General features: G+C 69.5%; 13 protein-coding genes. 5 read left to right on the forward strand and 8 right to left on the reverse strand.

Going from position 1 to position 17,292, the window contains the following annotated elements:
- Window positions 1-34 precede the first annotated feature (34 nt).
- The 7 genes from HUA76_RS11835 to HUA76_RS45280 form a co-directional block, all read right to left on the reverse strand.
- Entirely contained in the window at window positions 35-1,924 is a 1,890-nt protein-coding gene (locus HUA76_RS11835) for a hypothetical protein (protein ID WP_174460872.1), read from the reverse strand.
- Window positions 1,921-3,855, reverse strand: a complete 1,935-nt coding sequence (locus HUA76_RS11840) for a hypothetical protein (RefSeq protein WP_174460873.1) — start codon at window positions 3,853-3,855, stop codon at window positions 1,921-1,923. Before HUA76_RS11840 ends, HUA76_RS11835 begins: the two co-directional genes overlap by 4 nt.
- A 27-nt stretch (window positions 3,856-3,882) precedes the next feature.
- Window positions 3,883-5,616 (reverse strand): caspase family protein, encoded by a 1,734-nt coding sequence (locus tag HUA76_RS11845; RefSeq protein ID WP_174460874.1) that lies wholly within the window; start codon window positions 5,614-5,616, stop codon window positions 3,883-3,885.
- Entirely contained in the window at window positions 5,613-6,359 is a 747-nt protein-coding gene (locus tag HUA76_RS11850; RefSeq protein WP_174460875.1) for a hypothetical protein, read from the reverse strand. The genes HUA76_RS11845 and HUA76_RS11850 overlap by 4 nt, the downstream gene beginning before the upstream one ends.
- On the reverse strand, window positions 6,356-7,051 hold the full coding sequence (locus HUA76_RS11855) for an RNA polymerase sigma factor (RefSeq protein WP_141642001.1): 696 nt from the start codon (window positions 7,049-7,051) through the stop codon (window positions 6,356-6,358). Before HUA76_RS11855 ends, HUA76_RS11850 begins: the two co-directional genes overlap by 4 nt.
- A 191-nt stretch (window positions 7,052-7,242) precedes the next feature.
- A complete protein-coding gene (locus HUA76_RS11860) occupies window positions 7,243-7,686 on the reverse strand; it encodes a hypothetical protein (RefSeq protein ID WP_174460876.1) in 444 nt (147 codons plus the stop codon).
- Between the two features lie 287 nt (window positions 7,687-7,973).
- Window positions 7,974-10,259, reverse strand: a complete 2,286-nt coding sequence (locus tag HUA76_RS45280) for a lamin tail domain-containing protein (RefSeq protein ID WP_254614141.1) — start codon at window positions 10,257-10,259, stop codon at window positions 7,974-7,976.
- Between the two features lie 223 nt (window positions 10,260-10,482).
- Here HUA76_RS45280 and HUA76_RS11870 point away from each other — a divergent pair, with 223 nt between their 5' ends.
- From HUA76_RS11870 to HUA76_RS11890, 5 genes are all read left to right on the forward strand, one after another.
- The gene (locus tag HUA76_RS11870) at window positions 10,483-10,983 is read left to right on the forward strand and encodes a transcriptional regulator (RefSeq protein WP_174454145.1); all 501 of its coding nucleotides are present in this window, start codon (window positions 10,483-10,485) and stop codon (window positions 10,981-10,983) included.
- Window positions 10,984-11,078: 95 nt separating this feature from the next.
- Window positions 11,079-11,972, forward strand: coding sequence for a nucleotide exchange factor GrpE (gene grpE, locus HUA76_RS11875; RefSeq protein WP_174460877.1), 894 nt, complete (start codon window positions 11,079-11,081; stop codon window positions 11,970-11,972).
- Window positions 11,973-11,977: 5 nt separating this feature from the next.
- Complete coding sequence (gene dnaK, locus HUA76_RS11880) at window positions 11,978-13,801, forward strand: molecular chaperone DnaK (RefSeq protein ID WP_141642005.1); 1,824 nt, start codon at window positions 11,978-11,980, stop codon at window positions 13,799-13,801.
- Between the two features lie 95 nt (window positions 13,802-13,896).
- Entirely contained in the window at window positions 13,897-14,196 is a 300-nt protein-coding gene (locus tag HUA76_RS11885; RefSeq protein ID WP_174460878.1) for a hypothetical protein, read from the forward strand.
- A 113-nt stretch (window positions 14,197-14,309) separates the two neighbouring features.
- Window positions 14,310-15,791: a serine/threonine-protein kinase gene (locus tag HUA76_RS11890; protein WP_254614211.1), complete on the forward strand. Its 1,482-nt coding sequence runs from the start codon at window positions 14,310-14,312 to the stop codon at window positions 15,789-15,791.
- Window positions 15,792-15,946: 155 nt separating this feature from the next.
- Here HUA76_RS11890 and HUA76_RS11895 read toward each other — a convergent pair whose 3' ends face one another.
- Window positions 15,947-16,864, reverse strand: a complete 918-nt coding sequence (locus tag HUA76_RS11895; protein WP_174454149.1) for a YsnF/AvaK domain-containing protein — start codon at window positions 16,862-16,864, stop codon at window positions 15,947-15,949.
- Window positions 16,865-17,292: the final 428 nt, after the last annotated feature.

Raw genomic sequence — 17,292 nt, forward strand, 5'->3', positions numbered from 1 at the left:
GCTTCTCGTCGCGCGCTGTCCCCACCAGATGGACTCATGGGCAGGTGGCCTGGTCGTCGTTGTCCGCCACGAAGAGCACGCCGGGAGTGCCTGTGTAGGCGCGCCCCACGAACTCGAGGACATGACAGGTGGGAAGCCGCGGGTTGCGCTGGGCGGACAGGTAGCTGGACACCTCCTGCACCGTGTCCAACCCCAGGCGGGTCAGGTTGGCGTTGTCCTCCACCATCAGCGATTCGATGGTGCGCAGATGCCCCAGCTCACCCAGGTTGCCGAGCGCGTCGCAGCGCCGCACCGAGAGCCCCCGCAGGTGTTCCAGGTTCGCCAGCCCATGTAGCGCGGTCAGCTTGGGATTGTTGTCGAGAGAGAGCCAGGGCCCGTTCACGAGGGGAATCAGGCCCCCCAGGGTCTTGAGCTCCGGGAGGGAGTCCACCGAGATGCCCGTCGCCACGCTCCGCAGCTCGGGCAGGTCCCCCCACACCGTCATCGCGTCGTTGCGGGCGAAGGTGATGCTCCCCGCATGCCGGAGCGAGAAGAGACCGTAGGAGTTGAGCATCCCCGCGTTCTCGCTCACCTCCAGCTCGCCGGAGACGACCTGGAGTGACGACAGTCCCATGAGGTTCGGCAGTTGGGGGTTGCCCTTCACCCGCAGGTTTCCACCCACGGACTCCAGCTTCGTCCCCCCGAGCGTGACCAGGTGGGTGTTGCCCTCGATGACGACGTCCCCGGCCACTCGCACCAGGTTGGGCAGGGGCAGCCTCGGAAGCGTGCCGTGAGCGCTGATGGTCAACGCTCCCTCGAGGAACTGGATGGAATGCAGCCCCGGGCTCTCGGGCGCGTGCGTGAGCGCCGCGTTGCCTTTCAGGAGCACGCCGCCGCGAGGAACCACGAACCGGAGGCCGTCCAGGCTCGTCAGCCGGGCGTTGGACTCGACGGCCAGATTCGTGGTCACCCACAGTTTCTCGCCGCTCGCGCCGCCGACCTCCAGCGTCTCCAGCAGGTCGTTGCCGCGAATCTCCAGCCCCTGTCCGACGAAGCGCAAGCCGGGCAACTGCATGCGCGTCAGGGAGGGATTGCCTTCGATGACCACGGCGCCATCGACGACCTCCAGTGAGGGCACCCTCACCTGGGAGAGCGACGGACCGCCGCCCCGGAACTGGAGGGTGCCTCGGATGCGGCCGATGCCCTGGAGCACGGCGAGGTCCGTGTCGTTCCGCACCAGGAAGTCGCCCTCGAAGGTGTTCCGGTCCCGGCAGATGAAGCTGGAGGCGAGGACCTCCGAGGCGTCCAACACCCTGTCGGTGTTCTGGTCCATGCCCGCGAAGACGCGAGTCCCGCCCGCCGCGCACTTCTCACCCGCCGGCTCCCAGTCCAGCTCCACCAGGAGCTGGGGCTCCTGCGCGCAGAGGGAGAGGGTGGTCCGCACCTCGTCGTCGTCGAGGTTCTTGTCGCCGTTCTCGTCGGGCCCCGTGTCGACGAGGGTGAGCCTGGTGGGCTCGGGGCAGGAACTCGGGGGCGGCTCGGGGATGCGCACGCGGGAGAGGATGGGCGCGTCGGAGACCTTCCAGCAGGTGTACACCTCGCGAGCGACCTCCTCCGGGTCCAAGGTGTGGTTTCCGTTCGCATCGTGCCCGGCGCGGGTGACCTGGCCGTCTCCCAGGCACCGCGTCCCGAAGGGCACCGGCTCCACAATCACCAGCAGGTCGGGGACGATGGCGCACTGGACCTCGGTGCTCGTCACCTCGTCGTCGTCGAGCACGGTGTTCGCGTTGAGGTCCGTGCCCACGAACATCACCCGTCCTCCCAGGGGACAGCGCTCCCCCGGAGGCTCCACGATGGTGCGGGAGAGCGCGGGGAACAGCTCGCTCAACCGGAGGGCTTCACAGCCCATCACCAGGGGCAGCAACGCCAGCCATGACCATCTCATCGAGTGCTTCCTTGGGGGGCCCACGCGCCCTGCGCTGCTGTATCGCCGACAGGGAGCACCGGCGTCGCGCAGGTGGCCGTGTCGTCGTTGCCCCGGATGTCGCGCTCCGTCCCGATGAACACCCGGTCCGCCAAGGTGTTGGCCAGACAGGTGGGCAGCGCCGTGTTCCAGACGATGCCCAGTGTCTGGCGCACTTCCTGGAGGCCGCCCAACCCGAGTCGTTCGAGCGCGGGATTGGAGTCCACCTTGAGCTTCGTCAGCGACTTGAGGTGTGAGAGCCCATCCAGGTGCTTCAGCGCCGGGTTCCCCGTCACCTCGAGCTCCTCCATGCTCCGGAGGTTGCCCAGCCCCGACACGTCGTTCAGCACGTCGTTCTCCGAGAGCGCCAGTCGCGGCAGGGAGGACAGGGCCGGGAAGGTCCCCAGGTGCGTCAGTGCCTTGTTGCGCGTCAGGTCGAACCGGCCGTGGATGGCCGCCAGTCGAGGGAAGTCGCAGGCCGTCAGTGCGTCGTTGTCGGCGAGGGACAGCCAGCTCACGCTGTGCAGCTCGCCCAGCCCCGACGTGGAGACCAGGGCGTCATTGTCCGTCACGTACAAACCCTCCTGAATCGTCCGGAGCACGGGCAGGCCCGACAGGTCGGTCAGCGAGCCGTTCTGGCGGAGCGTCAGGGTGTTGCCCACCGTCTCCAGTTGCGTCAGCTCCAGCGCGGTCAGCGCCGGGTTCTCATTGATGGCGATGGAGCCCCCCACCTGCTTGAGGACCCGGAAGGGCAGTCGGGTCAGCTTCGCGTTGCCGATGACATCGAGCGAGCCGGGCAGCTCGGTGAGGTTCCACGAGGCTGGGAGGGTGAGCGAGTCGTTGTCGAACAAGGACAGGCTGCCCCGGGGCCTCACGTTCTTCAGCCCATCCAGGCTGGCGAGGCGCGGGTTCTGCTGCACGGACAAGTCCCGCTCCACCCACAGGATGCCCTGCTCCGTCGAGCCCCCGAGCGTCAGCGTCTCCAGCTCCGGGTTGGAGTAGACGGCGACGTCGCCGCCCACGAAGCGCAGCCCGTCCATCTCCAGACGCGTCAAGGCCGTGTTGCCGCCCACGTACAGCGGCCCCTCCACCGCGGAGAGCGATGGCAGGACGAGCTCGGCCAACGCGGTGTCCTGGATGTTCAGCGAGCCCTGGATGCGGGAGAGGGAGCGCAGCACCTCCAGGTCCACCGCGTCGCGCAGATAGTAGTCGCCTGTGAAGGTGTTTTCGGAGAGGCACACGTAGGTGCGCGTGGCCACCTCGGAGTCCTCGAGTGTGCCGTTGCCGTTCGTATCGGTGCCCACATTGAGGCGCGTGCCACCGGAGGCGCAGCGGGCTCCGGGCGGCTCGGGTTGCGGGCGCACGCGGACCATCGACGCGGGAGCGCAGACGATGGTTTGCGCGCGGCGCTCCGTGTCGCCCAGCGCTCCATCGCCATCCAGGTCCGGCCCTGCCTCCAGGAGGGACGTCCCCTCGTCGCAGGCGAGGGGATACGAGTTCAGGTCGCTCACGCGGTACACCACGGTGGACGCATCCCGACAGGTGACGACTTCCTGCGTGACTTCCGCGTCCTCCAGCTGCCCGTCGCCATTCACGTCCAGGCCCGCGCGAAAGCGCTGGCCGCCCAACGGGCAGGGTGTCCCCGGAGGGAGCGTCTGCGTCACCACCAGCACTCGCGGCGGTGCCAGGGCACAGTCGTAGGAGGTGCTGCTCACCTCGGCGTCGTCCAGGACGCCGTCGTCGTCCAGGTCCAGGCCCGTGAGCGTGCGCCGTCCGCCGTGCTCGCAGTTTTCGCCAGGGGCTTCGGGCTCGAAGCGGGACAGGGGATTGTGCTGACGGACGAGTTGCTCCAGGTCGATTCCGTCACAGCCCACGGTGAGCACGAGCAGCGTCATCCAGACAGGTCGCATCACGAAGGCTCTCCCCCGGGCCGCACGGTGTCAGCGTCTCAGCGCCAGCTCGACGCCGAACATCCGGTCCCACCTGTCATCGCCGTCCAGCGTGACGCGGTCCGCTGAGGCCGTCGCGGCCAGTCGCAGCTTCAGTCCCAGCAGCCGCCCCGCCACGCCCGCCGCCGCGTGTGTCGTCAGCAGCGTCGGGTCCCACATGCGCTTGTTCGGCGACGTCACCCCCAGCACACCCCAGCCGAGTCCCGCCTCGAGGAACAGCGGCGTGCGCTCCCCATCCCTCAGGCCGAAGAGGCCCTGCACCGTGGTGCGGTGCGTGCGGATGCCCTCGAACGCCACCGGCATCAGCGAGTAGGTGGCGCGCGCGCCGTAGTAGAGGTGCGGCCACGTGTCATCGCGCCAGGAGAGGCTCGGGCCGGTGGAGAACCTGCTCAGCCCCAGGGGCGCCTGATGCCCCACGAGGCCCACCTCCCACGCGGAGGAGGCGGAGGGGCTGGCCATCGCGAAGCGCCGGGACACGAAGTCGCCGCCGCCCGCGGCTGGAGGAAAGGCGCGGGAGAAGTCCACCGGCACCAGACCCGCGGCGACCACGTACTGGTCATAGAAGTCCTTGTCGAGCGGCACGGCGAACAGGCCCCGGCGCAGGGCCTCCTCGGCGGGACCGCGCTCCTGGAGCTCGCGGGGCTTCAGGTCCGGCAGCACCTCCTGGGACAGCTCCGCCAGGGTGACGCGGGCCTCACTGGTGGGCGTGCGCAACCAGTACACGTCGCGCTCCGGCAGCCGCAGCATCACGTACTGGTCCTCGGAGCGACGCACGTCCGCGAGCCGCCGTCCGTCCGAGTCCTCCACGGAAAGTCGCGAGTGACCGAAGCCGCTGGACAGCGTGAGGCTGGGGCCGCTGGGGGCCGGGCCGACGAGGGGACGGCGGGGCGCTCCGGTGGGCGCGAAGGCGTGGATGCTCAGCCGCGCCGGCAGGCCCTTCACGCCTTGCAGCGACGCGGAGACGAAGGCGCCCAGTTCGCTGTATTCCACCTGTCCGTCGCCATTGATGTCCGCGGCGCCCAGGAGCCCCGAGCGCGCCACGTGGCTGAAGACGCCCGCGCGGATGCGGGACCACTCGTGGGTCTCTCCATCGTCGCTCTCCGCGAAGACGGCGCCCACGGTGGGCCGGGTGGCCAGTTGCTCGCGAGCGAGCATGCCGCGCAGCTCCGCCAGCACCGCCGCGTCCGTCTGCCCACCCCGGCTGCCCACGACGCCGGACGCGCGGCAGGCGTCGACGATGAGGTGCACGTAGTCGGCGCCCAGGGGGTCCACCACGTCCGCGTAGAGGCTCGCCTTGTCCAGCCGGCCTCCCGCCAGGGTGAAGTAGGCGCGGCCCGCCTCGTCCGTGTTGCCGTGGCCCACGTACACCACGAGCACGTCCGTCTCGCGGCCCAGCTCGTCGTCGGCGAGGCTGGCGGCGCGCAGCCGGGCCACCTCGCGCTTCACCTCGTCGGGCGTGGGAGGCCGCGCGCCCGCGAGCACCGGCCGGCCCCCTGCGAGCGTGGAGGCGTCCGGGTCCACCAGCAGCGTCGTCTCCACCCCCAGCCGCTGGAGGGTCTCCGCCCACAGCACGCCGTCATCGTCAGCGAAACGCAGCGCGGGCAGCGACGGGTCGTCGCTGCCGTTGTGGGCAATCACGAGCGCGCGACGGACCAGGGCATCCGCCGAGGCGTCGCGTGCGGCGAAGAGCGCGGCGACCCCGAGGAGCACTCCCAGCTTGTTCATGGACCTTCCTCTACCCTCAGGGCCTGCTTGAGCACCACTGCCCCCCCCTGCTCCTCACCACGCAAGGCCGCCAGGGCCGCGGACGGGCTGTCGGCGAACGCAGCCGTCACCTCCGCCTCGCCCACCGTCTCCGGCAGCGGCACCGTCAACGCGAGGGGCGCCTCCTTGCCTGGCGCACCGGACAGGAGGAAGGGGCCGGCGGTGAGCTCCGCGCGCTGCGTGCCGCGCACCTGGACGGCGATATGCGTGTACGGCGCCTGCCCGCCCGCGGCGAAGGCCAGCATGGCACCCGCCGGGCAGGCTTCACCCGAGTGCAGCTCCCGCAGCGGCTGACCCGGGGTGGCGCAGAAGATGCGCAGGGCCACGCCGGGCGGCGGCGTGCCCAGGCCTCGGGCGCGGAACTCGTCGGTCAGCGCGGGCGACAGCACCATGGCGGCGACGACGGCGGTCAGCGCGCCCGCGAGCGCCATCATCGACGGCCACCGTGAAGGGGCGGCCAGGGGCTCCGCCGCGGCCAGCGCCGCCTCCAGTCCCCCCTCCGTCAACGCGAGCCGCTCCATGGAGGAGGGCGCGTCCAGCGAGTCCTCCAGCGCGCGGTGCGCCTGGGCCCAGCGCTCGTAGAGGGGGCCACAGCGGTGGCAGACGTGGGCATGGCGCAGCAGTCGCGAGGCCTGGGCGGGGGGAAGCTCTCCCTGGGCCCAGCGCGGCAGGCTGGCGTCGATGTGTCGCTCGTACCACCTCATGATGGGATGCTCCCTATCGCGCACAGGGCGAGGGTGGCCAAGAGGACGCCCAGCTCCAGGCGTCCAGGCTCGGCCGTCGTCTCCAGCCAGCCGGAGGACTTCAGGTGCTCGGTGAACTGCGTGCGCAGCTTGCGCTCGCGCACGCGGACCTCGCCTCGGGTGAGTCGGAGTCGCTCGGCGGTGGTCTCCTGGGACAGCCCCTCCACGAACCGCAACTGCGCCAGCGCGCGACCTTCCTCGGACTGCGTCTCCAGGAAGCGGCGCACCAGCGTCCGGACCTCGGTGCCGAGTGCCTCTTCCTCCGGGCTGCGCCCCTCATTGGGCAACTGGTTGAGCTCCGGTGCTTCGTCCAGCGAGACGGCTTCCCGGGACACCCGTCCCGATGCGCGCATCAGGTCGATGGCCGTCGAGCGCGCGACTGTCAGCAGGAACCCCAGGTAGGGCCGCACCCCGTCATAGGCCTGCCGCATGTTGGGACGAAACGCGCGCACGAAGGTCTCCTGATGGGCCGCGTCCAGGTCCAGCGCGGACAGGGACACGGTGCGCGTGGCCCCACCATCCGGGCCCACGGAGAAGCGTCGCGAGAGGTAGCGCAGCACCTCCGGCGAATAGGCGCGGTACACCTGGGTGAGGACGGACGAATCCCCACGACGGAAGGACTCCAGGACGGAGCGGTCATTGCCTGGCAGCACGGTCTCTCCGACACCACGCGAGCCGGCTCGAGCCCAATGCCCGACCAGCCGTCACCCTTGAAAGGGATACGGAGCTTGCTCGCGAAATGGGTTGTCCACGTCAACGAAGGGATGCCGAATTCCTTGCGGCACGACCCAGAAATAGTTGTCGGGACGCGGTCTTATGTCCTCGAACTATTTCTGGGCTGGCCTCAAGAAAAGGGGAGGGGCGAGTGGGGATGGACCTGGGTCCAGGCCGTCTGGAGCTGGGCGAGCACGGTGGCGCGGTGGGTTTCGTCCAGGCCGTACCAGCTCTCGATGAAGCGGATGGGGCCGACGAGGTGGGCGTTGAAGTCTTCCAGCTCCTCGGCGGGCACCCACGGCTCCTGATGTCGCGCGGCGCCCACCGTCCGGACGGGGTAGCGGGTGAGCCAGGGGGACTCCACGTCGAAGGCGGTGACGAAGCCCACGTGGCCGGAGCCGGCGTCCGGGGCGTTCCAGTCCCGGGCGATCTGCCGCGCATAGTCCGCGTTCATCACCGGGTAGAAGAAGGGCTGGTCCGGCAGGCGGGGAGGAAAGCCGCGACAGTCGCTGGCCAGGACGAGCTCCGCTTCCTTCAGCCCCACCGGGCGGTACAGCGTGAGCGTCTCCGTCATGGGGTCTCTCCTATCGAGCGGGTTGTGGGGCGGGGGGCGCGTGGCGTCTGGAGTTGCCCGGGCCCGGAGGGCCCGCCGACGCGGCGCGAAGGCAGGCCCTGACGGTGCGGAGGTGGCGGCCGGGTTCGCGTCCAGCCACTCCGGCCCGTTGCCGCGAAGGCGCGTCCCGAGTCTTCAGGCATGAGCCGCCGACCTCGGGGAGATCTCAGTTTGAAGCCACCCGACGCCGGGCGACCCGTGGGTACGGGCCGCTGTCATGGCGTCGAGCGGACTTCACCCTCGGCCGGTCAGAACGCCGAGCCGTCCACGCGTGTTCTGGGAGACGCGGTCGAGGAGGACAGCGTGTTGTGCGGCACCCAGCTCCCCGCAGCCGAGCCGTCCGGGCTCCGGTTGTAGGAGAGACCCTGGGTCGCGTTGACGTACTTGCCCTTGTCCTGCTCGGAGCCATCCGGGCGGACCAGGAAGGCGGTGTCGCCGGAGCTGCCCGTGTTGACGCCCCGGTTGAAGCGCAGCCCGTCGCCGCCGTTGGCGAACGCCACATCGGGCACGCCCGAGGGCACCGCCGACGCGCCGGAGTAGACGGTGTAGACCTTGCCGGGCTGGAGCATCGTGCCCCCGGGGAAGACGTGCCGCGCGGGCTTGTCGCCCCGCCGCGACTCCTCGTCGTGGATGGAGTAGCCGCCCAGGTCCACGGCCGTGGTGCCGGTGTTGCGGATCTCCACGAACATCTTGTCGAAGTCCACCGTGGTGGTCCCCGAGACGTTGTTCGGGTGGGGCAGGTACTCGTTGATGAACAACGTGGGCACCGGACGGTTCAGCAGGAACACGTTGTCGCTCACGTCCGCGAGGGTGCCATCCTGCGCGTCGCTGATGCGCACCCGTGCCGTGGAGGACTCCACCGCGGGCACCGTCCAGGCGTAGGTCGCGGGCGATGCGGGCACGGACGCGACGATGTCGCTCCACGTGAGCCCGTCATCCAGGGAGTACTGCAGCCGCACCGTGTTCACCCCGGCCGACGTCCAGGTGACGTCGAACGCCACGCCCGCGCTCAATGACTCTCCGCCGTTGGGCGCGGTGAGCTTCACGGTGTGCTCCGGCACCTCCCCGAAGTTGTAGCGGCTGATGATGGGGTAGTGGTCCGACGTGGTGGAGCCGTAGCTGGGGATGTTCGGCCGCAGCACGGCGGCCGAGCCGGAGACGTAGTGGGCCAGCATCTCGTTGCTGACGAGTTGGTGGTCGATGAACGTCGAGAAGCTCACGGTGGAGGCGACCCCTTGGAGCGACATGGCCTGGGTGACGAAGGCATAGCGCACGGTGTCGTCCACGAAGTCGCGGTAGGGTGTGTCGAACTTCCCCCCTGTGCTGGGGTTCGTCGTGGTGGACCCGTCCACGTCGTCGTTCCAGTCACCCACCACCATCACCTTCTGCGTGGGGAGGTTGAAGTCCAGGTAGTCCTTGAGGTGCTGCCCGGCCGCGAGCCGCCGTGCATAGTCGTCCGCCCCGGTCATGGCCTTCATGTGCAGCACCAGCACCGTCAGGTCCACGCTGGAGACGCCTCGGGTGATGCGCAGGTCCACGCGCAACGGCGGCCTGCCGGCGAAGTCATTCTCGTACTCGCTCAGGACGATTTGCGCCTGGCGCACCTCCACCAGCCCCGTCTTGTAGAGCAGGCCCACCTTCTGCTCGTTGAACGAGTAGTAGGTGGGTCCCAACGTCACGGTGGAGTCATTGGAAAGGAAGCCCTCGTACCCGGGCAGCTGGTCCTTCAGCGTGTTGAACTGCGCCGTGTTGACCATCTCCCCCAGGCCCCACACGTCCACGCCCGCGTCGCCAATCACGGACTGCACGTTGGCGAGCTGGAGCGCGTCGTCCGCCGGGTCCTCCGTCGGGGAGCCGAACCACTCGATGTTCCAGTTGCCCACCGCCAGCGGGAAGCTCGTCGAAGGGCCCCCATCGGGGATTCCCGTGCCTGGCTTCACCTCCAGGGAGAAGCGGCCCTCCGCCTTCACGCCGCTGGCGTCCTGCACCCTCAAGGTGAAGGTCTTCGTGCCCGCCAGCTCCGCCACGCCCGTCACCTCTCCGTCCTGCGTCAGCGACAGGCCCGAGGGCAGCGAGCCCTCCGCCACGGAGAACGTCAGCAGGGGACGCCCCCCCGCCACCGAGAAGGTGTGCGTGTAGCCGTTGCCGGTGAACGCGGCGGACGGCGCGACGGCGGAGAGCACCGGCGCCGGCCACACCTTGAGGCTGTACGTCCGCGTATCCACGCTCTTCTCCACGTCCCGCACGCTCACCCGGAGGGAGAACTCTCCAGAGGCGCTGGCGGGGCCGGTGAGCTTCCCGTCGGCCGAATAGAAGGAGAAGCCCGGGGGGACTTCCGTCTCCAGCGTGTAGCTCAAGGGCGCGGTGCCACCCGTGGCCGTCAGGTGCACCTCATAGGTGGCGCCCACCGTGGTGTCGGTCAGCTCGGAGGTGGGGAGCTTGGGGCCCCCGCCTGGGTCATCGTGGCGGCTTCCCGAACAGGCGCTCAAGAAGGCCAGGAGGACGAGTGTCCCGGCGGCGCGGATGAGAGACATGGATGTGGGCTCCGGCAGGGCGAGCCATCGGCCGGGCCCGCATTTGAAACGAGACACTCTAGCGAAATCCCTGTTGCGCGACGATGACACCCTCGAACACGGACGGAGCCCCAGGAAGTCGCGCTGCGTTGGAACGGCAATGGCCGTCCGCGTCGTCCGTGACATATTCGAGAGTCGCGGGAACCATGGGGGGCTGCCGCCGCCCGACGAGAGGACACGCTCAATGGCCGAGAAGTGGGACAAGCAGTTGATGGAGTTCCTCAAGCGCACCGGTGACGAGCTCAAGCGCACGACCGACGACCTTCGCGGCGAGGCGCAGCGGCTCCTCAAGGAAGTGAAGGACCCGGAGAAGCAGGCCAAGGTGAAGGAGGGCCTGGAGCAGCTGCGCACCTGGGCGGCCAGCACCACCAAGGTGGCGGCGGAGAAGATTGAGACCGCCGTGCGCCAGGTCGAGGGCGCCGTGGAGCGCGCCTTCCATCCGGAAGACGAGGCCACCACCAAGCCTCCCGCCAGCAAGAAGGCCAAGGGCGCCTCCCGCGCCAGCGCCCCCGAAGCCCCGGCCGCCGAGGCCCCGGCTCCGAAGGCCGAGCCTCGCGCCGCGAAGAAGGCGGGCACCAAGTCCATTGGCCGCGCCAAGAAGGCGGGCGGGCGGGCGGCGAAGAAGGCCGCCCCGGCGTCCAAGAAGACGATGGGCCGCGCCAAGAAGCCCACCGCCGGAGCGTGAAGTTCCGTTCCGCCTGAATCGCGCCCGCACATACCTCGGGTCCGGGTTCCGCCAGTCGTTCCCGCCAGTTGGAACGGTGTGCGGCGCGTGAGATAGTGCGCGCCGTGGCCGGCTCCAGCGAAAAGGACAGCATCCAGGCGGAAATCGGGCAGGACGTCATCGACGCGGCGGTCCGCAGCGTCGAGCGTCGAATGGAGGATGACGAAGTGACCGTCATCGAGGTGGAGGCCCCCCAGGCCGCCGCCTCTGACGAGGACCTCGCCGCCTCCCCCGAGTCTTCCGCGATTCCCGAAGACCCCGTGGCGACTCCGGCGACAGCCGAAGAGGTCGCCGCCTTGCGCGAGGAGGTGGAGTCGCTCAAGGCGCAGGTCGAATTCAGTCAGGCCAAGGGCCGCGAGACGATGGAGCGGCTGCGCGAGGCGCACGAGCGCGCGAAGGATGCGCAGGAGCGCATGGTCCGCGCCGCCGCGGACCTGGAGAACTACCGCAAGCGCGCGCAGAAGGAGAAGGAGGAGGTCCAGCGCTTCGGCTCGGAGAAGCTGCTCAAGGACCTGCTCCCGGTGATGGACAACCTGGACCGCGCGCTCGAGGCGGCGGCCAAGTCGACCGACATCGACAGCTTCCAGAAGGGCGTCGCGATGACGCGCAAGTCCTTCGAGGACGCGCTCGCGCGCCACGGCGTGAAGTCCTTCAGCGCCAAGGGTCAGCCGTTCGACCCGCGCATGCACGAGGCCATCCAGCAGGTGGAGACGGCGGACGTCCCCGTGGGCCACGTGGCCTTCGAGGTGGTGCGCGGCTTCTTCCTCAACGAGCGGCTGGTGCGTCCGGCCCTCGTCGTCGTCGCGCGCGCGCCGGAGGCGCCCGCGCCCGTCGACACCACGTCAAACACGCCGCCCGAGTCCGCGGAGGCGCCGTCCTCGCCGGACGGTGAGCCGCGTGCCGAGGCGACCGAGCAGCAGTCGGACAGCACTTCCGGGGGGAGTCAGTAAGCGTCATGGGCAAGGTGATAGGAATCGACCTCGGAACGACCAACTCGTGCGTCGCCGTCATGGAAGGCGGCGAGCCGGTGGTCATTCCCAACAGCGAGGGCAGCCGCACCACGCCTTCGATGGTGGGCTTCACGGACTCCGGTGAGCGGCTGGTGGGCCAGATTGCCAAGCGGCAGGCCATCACCAACCCGGAGAACACCGTCTTCGCGGTGAAGCGGCTCATCGGCCGCAAGTTCGACTCGCCGGAGGCGAAGAAGGCCATCAGCGTCAGCTCGTTCAAGGTGGCCACCAGCCCCAACGGCGACGCGTGGGTGGAGATTCGCGGCAAGGGCCACAGCCCGCCGGAGGTCTCCGCCATCATCCTGATGAAGATGAAGCAGACGGCGGAGGACTACCTCGGCGAGCCCGTCACCGAGGCGGTCATCACCGTCCCCGCGTACTTCAACGACAGCCAGCGTCAGGCCACCAAGGACGCCGGCCGCATCGCCGGCCTCAACGTCCTGCGCATCATCAACGAGCCCACCGCGGCGGCGCTCGCGTACGGCCTGGACAAGGTGAAGGACGGCGGCACCGAGCGCGTCGCCGTCTACGACCTGGGCGGCGGCACGTTCGATATCTCCATCCTGGAGCTGACCGCCGGCGTGTTCGAGGTGAAGAGCACCAACGGCGACACGTTCCTGGGCGGCGAGGACTTCGACCAGCGGCTCATCGACTACCTGGCCAAGCGCTTCGCCGAGCAGAACAACGGGCTGGATTTGCGCAAGGACCGCATGGCGCTCCAGCGGCTCAAGGAGGCCGCCGAGCGCGCCAAGCACGAGCTGTCCAGCGCGCCGGAGACGGAGGTGAACCTGCCGTTCATCACCGCGGATGCGTCCGGCCCCAAGCACCTGACGGAGACGGTGGACCGCTCCACGTTCGAGGCGCTGGTCGCGGACCTCATCGACCGGACGATTGAGCCCTGCAAGATTGCCTTGAAGGACGCGGGCCTGAGCGCGCAGCACGTCAACCAGGTGCTCCTCGTCGGCGGCATGACGCGCATGCCGCGCGTGCAGCAGAAGGTGCGGGAGTTCTTCGGCAAGGAGCCGCACAAGGGCATCAACCCGGACGAGGTCGTCGCCGTGGGCGCGGCCATCCAGGGTGGCGTGCTCAAGGGCGAGGTGAAGGACGTCCTCCTCCTGGACGTCACGCCGCTGTCCCTGGGCGTGGAGACGGCGGGCGGCGTCTTCACGAAGATCATCGACAAGAACACCACCATCCCCTGCAAGAAGAGCCAGGTGTTCTCCACCGCGGTGGACAACCAGCCGCTGGTGAGCGTGCACGTCCTCCAGGGCGAGCGCGAGATGGCGGCGGACAACAAGACGCTGGCGCGCTTCGAGCTGGTGGGCATCCCCCCGGCGCCGCGCGGCGTGCCGCAGATTGAAGTGTCGTTCGACATCGACGCCAACGGCATCGTCCACGTCAGCGCCAAGGATTTGGGCACCGGCAAGGTCCAGCAGGTGCGCGTGGTGAGCAACTCCGGTCTGTCGGAGGCGGAAATCCAGGGGATGATTTCCGACGCGCAGGCGCACGCGTCCGACGACAAGAAGAAGAAGGAGCTGGCGGAGCTGCGCAACAACGCCGACGGCCTCATCTACACGACGGAGAAGAGCCTGGAGGAGTACGCCAGCCTCCTGTCGGAGAAGGACCGCGAGGAAATCAGGACGGACCTGGAGCGGCTCAAGGGCATGCTCAACACCTCCGACGCGGTGGCCCTCAAGGAGGCCTTCCAGCGCCTGGAGGGCAGCGCCTACCGCATCGCCGACGCCATCTACACCGGCCAGGCGAGCTGAACGAGCACCCCCGGATTTCGGACGGGGGGCGTGCAATCATCTCCGCGCCTCCCGCGTAGGTGAATCACCCCCTGTCCGTTTCGAGGTAGCGAGTCATGGATCCAGTCGAAGCCGTGGTGATTACGTCGGTGGTGGCGATGACGGTCGGCATCCCCTTTCTCGGGTTGACGCTGCGCTTCTCGCTCAAGCCGGTGATGGAGGCGTTCATCCGGCTGCGCGAGGCCCAGCTCGGCCAGCACCCGGACACGGCGATGCTGAAGGCGCGCGTGGCCCACCTGGAGCACATGCTGGAGATCCACGGCCTCATCGACGACCGTCGCGCCCTGCCGCTGCCCTCGGCCTCCTCCGAGCGGGTGTCCGGTAGCGGGTCCTTGAAGGACCGCGAGCGCGTCTAGCGGCAACCCCAGACTTTCCGGGGAAGCTCGTGCGGGTGTGTAATGGGCCCGTGGAATTCCCTTCATTGGAGACAGAGGTCGCGTTCCTGCGCGGCCTGGTGGCGGTTCATCGGATGTCGGACGACATCCTCGAGGACTGCCTCCAGCGCGGCCTGACGCTGGACGCGGGGCTGGATGTCTTCCTCACCCAGTGCGCGCGCATGGTGCACGCGCCCGCGGGCTTCGTGTCCCTGCGGGGCACGCGCGGGCCGGTGCTGACGCGGGTGTTGGGCGAGCTGGGCGCGGACGTCTTCGAGGCCGCGAGCTGGCGGGGACCCCACCGGCTGAAGAACGGGCGGATGTTGTTCTGCACCCGGCTGAAGCTGGGGAACCTGGAGCTGGGCGGCCTGGGGCTGGCGGTGGAGGGCGGCTTCGCGGACGGCGGCGGGCTGGTGATGAAGCTGGTGGAGGCCATCGGCGAGCAGCTGGACACGGCCGTGCTGGCCTTCCTGGCGCTGATGGACGGGCAGGGGCCCCTGGAGCGGCTGGACGAACTGGCGCTGGACGACACGCCGGTGCCGCGCGGGCGCATTGGCAAGTACGAGGTGCTGACGCCGCTGGGCACCGGTGGCATGGCCCAGGTGCTGGTGGCGCGGGCGCGAGGCCCGGAGGGGCTGGGGCGGCTGGTGGCCCTCAAGCGCATCCTCCCGCACCTGACGGCGGAGCCGGCCATCGTCCAGCAGTTCCTGGACGAGGCGCGCATCGGCCTGCGGCTGTCGCACCCCAACCTCGTGCACGTCTATGACTTCGGCGAGGCCCAGGGGGCGTACTTCATCGCCATGGAGCTGGTGCGGGGCGTGGACCTGGACCGGCTGCTGCGCGCGCAGAAGGGGCCGCTGACGCCCGAGCAGACAGCCGCGATTGTCGTGCAGGCCCTGCACGGGTTGCACGCGGCGCACCTGCTCAAGGGCGAGGACGGCAAGCCGATGCACCTGGTGCACCGGGACTTGTCCCCGCACAACCTGATGGTGGGCTTCGACGGCCAGGTGAAGGTCCTGGACTTCGGCGTGGCGAAAGTCCGCGCGCAGCGGACGATGACGCTGCCGGGCATCGTGAAGGGCAAGCCGCTGTACATGTCGCCGGAGCAGGCCCGGGGGCAGCGGCTGGACGCCCGCAGCGACCTGTTCGCCATGGGCCTCATCCTCTACGAGGCGCTCACCGGGCGGCGCGCTTTTGACAGGGGAGACGAGCTGCGGTCCATGCAGGCCATCTGCGACGAGCGCCTGACGCGGCCGGACACCATCTCCCGTCCCTTGTGGGAGGTGCTCGAGGTGGCGCTGGCCAAGTCTCCGACGGCGCGTTTCGCGAGCGCGCAGGAGATGGCGGAGCGGCTGTTGGACATCGTCACGCCGGCGAAGGAAACGGAGCTGTCGCGGCTGATGGCCCGGCACTTTCCGGACCGGCTGCGAGAGCTGAACCGGCTGGACCGCACGGAGGCAGGAGGACAGCCTCCGGTGGCGTCCCGCGACGTGCGGGCTCCCCCAGAGGGGTGGCCTCCCCAGGAGGACATCGACACGGAGCCTCGCCCCGTGCCCCAGAAGAAGGCCGCGCCCTGACTCGGGCGGGCACCGGTCTCACTCCAGATGGAGCAAGGCTTGTGGCCCCACCTGGGTCGAAGCAGAGGGGGGCCGGCCCCACTCCAGGCGGAGTGGGGCTCCCGCCCCATTCCAGGCCGAACGAGCGCCCAGGCGGAAGGTGCCCGGGCGTCACTTCAGGAGCGGCGCAGCGACGGGTCGTCGGGCGTGGCGTTGAGCGTGCGCGGGGCGTCGACCTCGCCCTCGGTGCGGATGTCCACGTTCTCGTGGCGCACCCTCTCGGTGATGCGGCGCTCCTCCTCGACGACGTCCTTGTGGATGACGACCTCCTCGTCCAGGACCGAGCGCTTGGTGATGTCCACCTCTTCGGCGTGCAGCGGGACGACGATGGTCTCCTCCTTGAACGTCGCGCCCACCACGGGCTTGTCCGACGTCGCCGCCCGGCGCTCCACGCGGACCCGCTCGTGGCGCAGGGGGACCTTCACCACTTCCTCCTCCTCCACCACGTCCTTGTGCACGCGCAGCTCGCCCGCCTGCGTGTCGCGCTTCTCCACGGTCAGCTTCTCCCGGTGGACGGGGATGGAGATGTCGTCGGTGTCACGCCTCTCGGAGCCCAGGCGCTTGTCGGTCTCCAGGCGCCTGTCGGTCTCCAGGCGGGTGTCGCCCCTGCGGAGGTCGGTGTCCGCCCGCATGTTGGCCGCGTAGTTGGCGTCCGTGCCCAGGTTCGCGCCAGGCAGCGACGTGACGGAGCCCCGGGATGCGCCCAGGTCCGTGTCGCGTACCCGCGTCTCCGTCGTGGTCGTCGTGCGCTCGGAGGCCAGGCCCACGGCTCCGGCCGCTACGCCCGTGCCCGCGGTGGCCTTGGCGCGCTCGGCGTCGGAGACCTGTTGGAGCGCTTCCTTGCCCCGGTTGAGAATCACCTCTCCGTCGCGAATCTCGCTGACCTCCGTGAAGGCGACCCGGTAGTCCTTCGGGAAGAACAGGCCCCTTTCGATGTGGAATGCGTCGTCGCCGATGGCGAAGACCTTGCCGAGCTTCTCGCCGTCGATGCTGCGGACGGCCATTCCTTCCCTGACGTCTTTGCGCTGGAACATGGCTGGCTCCTCCTGCTGACTGGCTGGATGGAGGGCGCGGTCCACCACTCCATCAACCGGAAGGTGGGAACAGGTCCGGGGATGAACAGTGCCGTGGCAACACGAGCGCGAGGGGCTCGGTCCCGTGGTTGCCCCCGACGGGGGTTGCCTGCCCTCTCCCGGCGTGCATCGCTTCTTCCTCCAGGGGCGTCGTCCTCCAGGTTCACGGGCCCTTTCCCCCCGAGGACCGCGGCATTTGGGGGTGGGATGGGCGCGCGAAACGCCTCGGTCCCCTCCGGCGCCCGGGCCCGGAACCCCACGTGACGCGCCGCACGGAGGGTACGTGGGGGGAGGGCCTGTCTGGCAGCGCGCTTGACCCATGGAGAGGGCTCCGCTAGAAAACCGGGGCTTTGAATCGCAGCACCCCCTGTTGAGGAGGATTGCTCCGC

The organism is Myxococcus sp. CA056 (assembly GCF_013336715.1).
Classification (GTDB): Bacteria; Myxococcota; Myxococcia; order Myxococcales; family Myxococcaceae; genus Myxococcus; species Myxococcus llanfairpwllgwyngyllgogerychwyrndrobwllllantysiliogogogochensis.

Bases quoted from the DNA above. Each gene is read 5' to 3' on its own strand.
- HUA76_RS11835 (WP_174460872.1), bottom strand. From the start codon at position 1,924: ATGAGATGGTCATGGCTGGCGTTGCTGCCCCTGGTGATGGGCTGTGAA.
- HUA76_RS11845 (WP_174460874.1), bottom strand. From the start codon at position 5,616: ATGAACAAGCTGGGAGTGCTCCTCGGGGTCGCCGCGCTCTTCGCCGCA.
- HUA76_RS11850 (WP_174460875.1), bottom strand. From the start codon at position 6,359: ATGAGGTGGTACGAGCGACACATCGACGCCAGCCTGCCGCGCTGGGCC.
- HUA76_RS11860 (WP_174460876.1), bottom strand. From the start codon at position 7,686: ATGACGGAGACGCTCACGCTGTACCGCCCGGTGGGGCTGAAGGAAGCG.
- HUA76_RS45280 (WP_254614141.1), bottom strand. From the start codon at position 10,259: ATGTCTCTCATCCGCGCCGCCGGGACACTCGTCCTCCTGGCCTTCTTG.
- HUA76_RS11870 (WP_174454145.1), top strand. From the start codon at position 10,483: ATGGCCGAGAAGTGGGACAAGCAGTTGATGGAGTTCCTCAAGCGCACC.
- dnaK (WP_141642005.1), top strand. From the start codon at position 11,978: ATGGGCAAGGTGATAGGAATCGACCTCGGAACGACCAACTCGTGCGTC.
- HUA76_RS11885 (WP_174460878.1), top strand. From the start codon at position 13,897: ATGGATCCAGTCGAAGCCGTGGTGATTACGTCGGTGGTGGCGATGACG.
- HUA76_RS11890 (WP_254614211.1), top strand. From the start codon at position 14,310: ATGTCGGACGACATCCTCGAGGACTGCCTCCAGCGCGGCCTGACGCTG.
- HUA76_RS11895 (WP_174454149.1), bottom strand. From the start codon at position 16,864: ATGTTCCAGCGCAAAGACGTCAGGGAAGGAATGGCCGTCCGCAGCATC.